The sequence below is a fragment of the Streptacidiphilus neutrinimicus genome (assembly GCF_000787815.1).
Taxonomy (GTDB): Bacteria; Actinomycetota; Actinomycetes; order Streptomycetales; family Streptomycetaceae; genus Streptacidiphilus; species Streptacidiphilus neutrinimicus.
Genome location: NZ_BBPO01000035.1, coordinates 83,818 through 86,762 on the forward strand (window position 1 = coordinate 83,818; position 2,945 = coordinate 86,762).

General features: G+C 77.7%; 3 protein-coding genes. All 3 read right to left on the reverse strand.

What is annotated here, in order from left to right:
* A partial coding sequence (locus tag TR48_RS43445) for a Wzz/FepE/Etk N-terminal domain-containing protein (protein WP_236652267.1) occupies positions 1–300 on the reverse strand: 300 nt, incomplete at its 3' end.
* A gap of 3 nt (positions 301–303) precedes the next feature.
* The gene (locus TR48_RS22215; protein WP_063771034.1) at positions 304–1,866 is read right to left on the reverse strand and encodes a glycosyltransferase; all 1,563 of its coding nucleotides are present in this window, start codon (positions 1,864–1,866) and stop codon (positions 304–306) included.
* Positions 1,863–2,708: a polysaccharide deacetylase family protein gene (locus tag TR48_RS22220; RefSeq protein WP_084729648.1), complete on the reverse strand. Its 846-nt coding sequence runs from the start codon at positions 2,706–2,708 to the stop codon at positions 1,863–1,865. Before TR48_RS22220 ends, TR48_RS22215 begins: the two co-directional genes overlap by 4 nt.
* Positions 2,709–2,945: the final 237 nt, after the last annotated feature.

The following is a 2,945-nucleotide window of genomic DNA, read 5'->3' on the forward strand; positions in this document are numbered from 1 at the left end:
GGCGGCGGCGCTCGACAGCACCTCCGGCTGCGCGACGACCCGGCCGTAGGCCTGGGCGAAGCTCACGGCGGAGGCGCTGTCCGCGCCTTGGTCCACGACGGCCATCACGTAGGCGTCGGACTGGTACTGCGGCGTGGCCACGAGCGCGTAGGCCCCGCCTGCCACGGCGCCCGCGGGCACCGCCACCAGCAGCGGCCACCACCTGCGCAGCGCGGACCGCAGCGGCACGGACCGGCGCTCACCGGCGTGCGACGCGGGTACGGACGGTGCGGCCGCGCTCTGCTTCTCGCTGTCCGGCACGGGTCATCTCCTTCGGGTGTGCGATGCGGTGACGTTCGATGCGCGGGCCGCGGACGCGGCGGGCGGATGCGACTCCGTGTCTGCGTCGGGCTGCGCCGGCGCGGGCACGGCCGCCCGGCGCCCACCCTCGGCCGCCACCACCGCCCGCGCGGGACCCTCCGGCCGAGCGGATCCAGCGGCGGGCGCGGGCGCCTGCGGCAGGTCGGCGCCAGAGACGGGCGACTCCCCCGCCCGCTCACTCCCGCCTGGCGGCCCAGAAGCCCGGGACCGGCTCGAAGCCGCCTCGGCCGCTCGCGGCGCCGAGACAGGCGATCCCGCCTCCAGCCCTACGCCTCGCGGCGCAGGGGCTGCCGGGCGCGGCGCGGACGCCCCCGCCTTGCGGCTCGCGGCCGGAGACGCGGGCGCGGTCGAGCGGTGCGAGAGCGGGCCGCGCGGCGCGGCGCTGATCGGGGCGGGGTCCGGGAGGGTGGTGAGTTCGGCGTAGATCGCGGCGACGCGGGGGGCGAGGCGGGTGATGTCGTAGCGGCCCGGGACCGGGCCGACGGTGCGGGGTGGGCGGCGGGTGAGCAGCGGGCGAAGGGCGGCCGCGTACGCGGCGGCCGTGGGCTCGGTGCGGGCGCTGCCGCCACGGCCGAGGGCCAGCTGCTCCTGCATCGGGAGCTCCGCCAGCGCCGGGCCTGAGGACCAGAAGACGGGAAGGCCGGAGGCGAGGCCCTCGACCAGGACCAGGCCGAAGGTCTCACCCTCCGAGGGCGCCGCAAGCGCGTCCATCGTGGCCAGCAGCGCCGGGACGTCGTCCCGCTCGCCCGTCAGCACGACGCGGTCGGCGACGCCGCGCTCGCGGGCCTGCGCGAGCAGCGCTGCGTGTTCGGGGCCGGAGCCGACGACCAGCAGGTGCGCCTCGCGCGGCAGCAGCGCGAGCGCGTCCACCAGGACGTCGAAGCGCTTGCCGAGCACGAGGCGGCCGACCGCGCCGACGACGAACGCGTCGGCGGGCAGGCCGAGCGACGCGCGGGGCACGGCGGCCACGCGGTACGCGGCAGGGTCGACGCCGTTGGGCACAACCCGGATCCGCTCCTCCGGCACGTCCCAGGTGCGCAGTTGACGGGCCGTCGCCTCGGAGACGGCGATGGTGACCCGGCCGAGCCGCTCGGTGGCCAGGTAGAGCCGCCGCACGGCCGCGCCGGTACGGCGGCCCTCGAGCACGCCGGGCTGGAGCGAGTGCTCGGTGGCCAGCACCGCCCGCACGCCCGCCAGCCGCGCGGCGAGGCGGCCGTAGACGCAGGCGCGGTAGAGGTGGCAGTGCACCAGGTCGTACCGGCCCTCGCGGATCAACCGGACCAGGCGCGGCAGCGCGGCGAGGTCGCGGTTGCCGCGCATGTCGAGCTCGTGCACGGTGACGCCGTCGGCGCGCAGGCCGTCGGCCACGGCGCCCGCCTCGCACAGCGCGACGACCTCGCAGTGGATGCCGGCGGGCAGGTGCCGCAGCAGCAGACGCAGCTGCTGCTCCGCGCCGCCCGCGTGCAGGCCGGTGACCACGTGCAGGACCCGCAGTCCGGGGCTCACGCGGACCACCCCCGCAGCGCGTGGCGGACGCGCTTGGCGCGCAGCCGAAGGCCGCCGTCGCGCTCGCCGACGTAGCACCGAGGCAGCGCCCAGCGGCTGGTCGCGGGCTGGTGGCGGATGCCCGCGCCGTAGTCGTAGCCGGCCATGGCGACGGCCCGCTCGGCGGCGGCGTCGACGGCCCCGTAGGGGTAGCAGAAACCGGTCACGGGACGCTGGACGACACTCTCCAGCACCTCACGGCTGCGCCGCGCCTCGGCGGCCAGCTCCTCCTCGCCGAGGCCCGTCATCCGGCGGTGGCTGAGCCCGTGCGAACCGATCTCCACACCGGCGTCCGCCAGTTGCCGTACCTGTTCGATGGTCACCAGCGGCTTGCGCGGCGCGTCGGCGTCCCAGACGTTGTGGCCGCCCATGCGCCCCGCGACGACGTAGAGCGTCGCGGTGAAGCCGTGGGCCCGCAGCGCCGGGAGCACCTGGCGGGGGAAGTCGGCGTAGCCGTCGTCGAAGGTCAGCCCGACCAGCCCGTCCGTGGCGTGCTGCTCGTAGGCGCGGACCAGCTCGCGCATGGACACCCCGCGCAGGCCGTTGCGGTGCAGCCAGGCCAGCTGCGCGGCGAAGCGCTGCGGCGAGACGGTGAGCAGGTACGGGTCCTGCGGGCCGGAGTCGACGGAGTGGTACATCAGCGTCCACGGCGGGCGGCCGACCAGCGCGGGGCGCGGCGACGCGCTCCCGTCCGGCTGGGGCTGGGCCACGACGACGTCCGGCCGGGCCGGTCCCTCCGCGTCCACGGGTGGGGACGTGTCGCCCGCCGCCTGCAGCCCACCCCGAAGCGGTTCAGCGACCATCAGCCTCTCCCGTCGCGCGTTCGATCCCTGTGCTGTGCCGACCGGGGCCGTGCTGCCCCGCGCCGTGTTGCCCGGCGGCCTGCTGCGCGCAGCCGAGTCGCCCAGGAGCGGGCTGCCCGGTGAGGGCGGCTGCGGCCGTGCGGCGGCTGTCGCCGGGCGCTCGCGGAGCCGGGCTGCGACGGCCGGAGGCCTGCGTCTGCGCGGCGGAGCCGCGTGGAGCCGCGGGTTCGGTGGGCC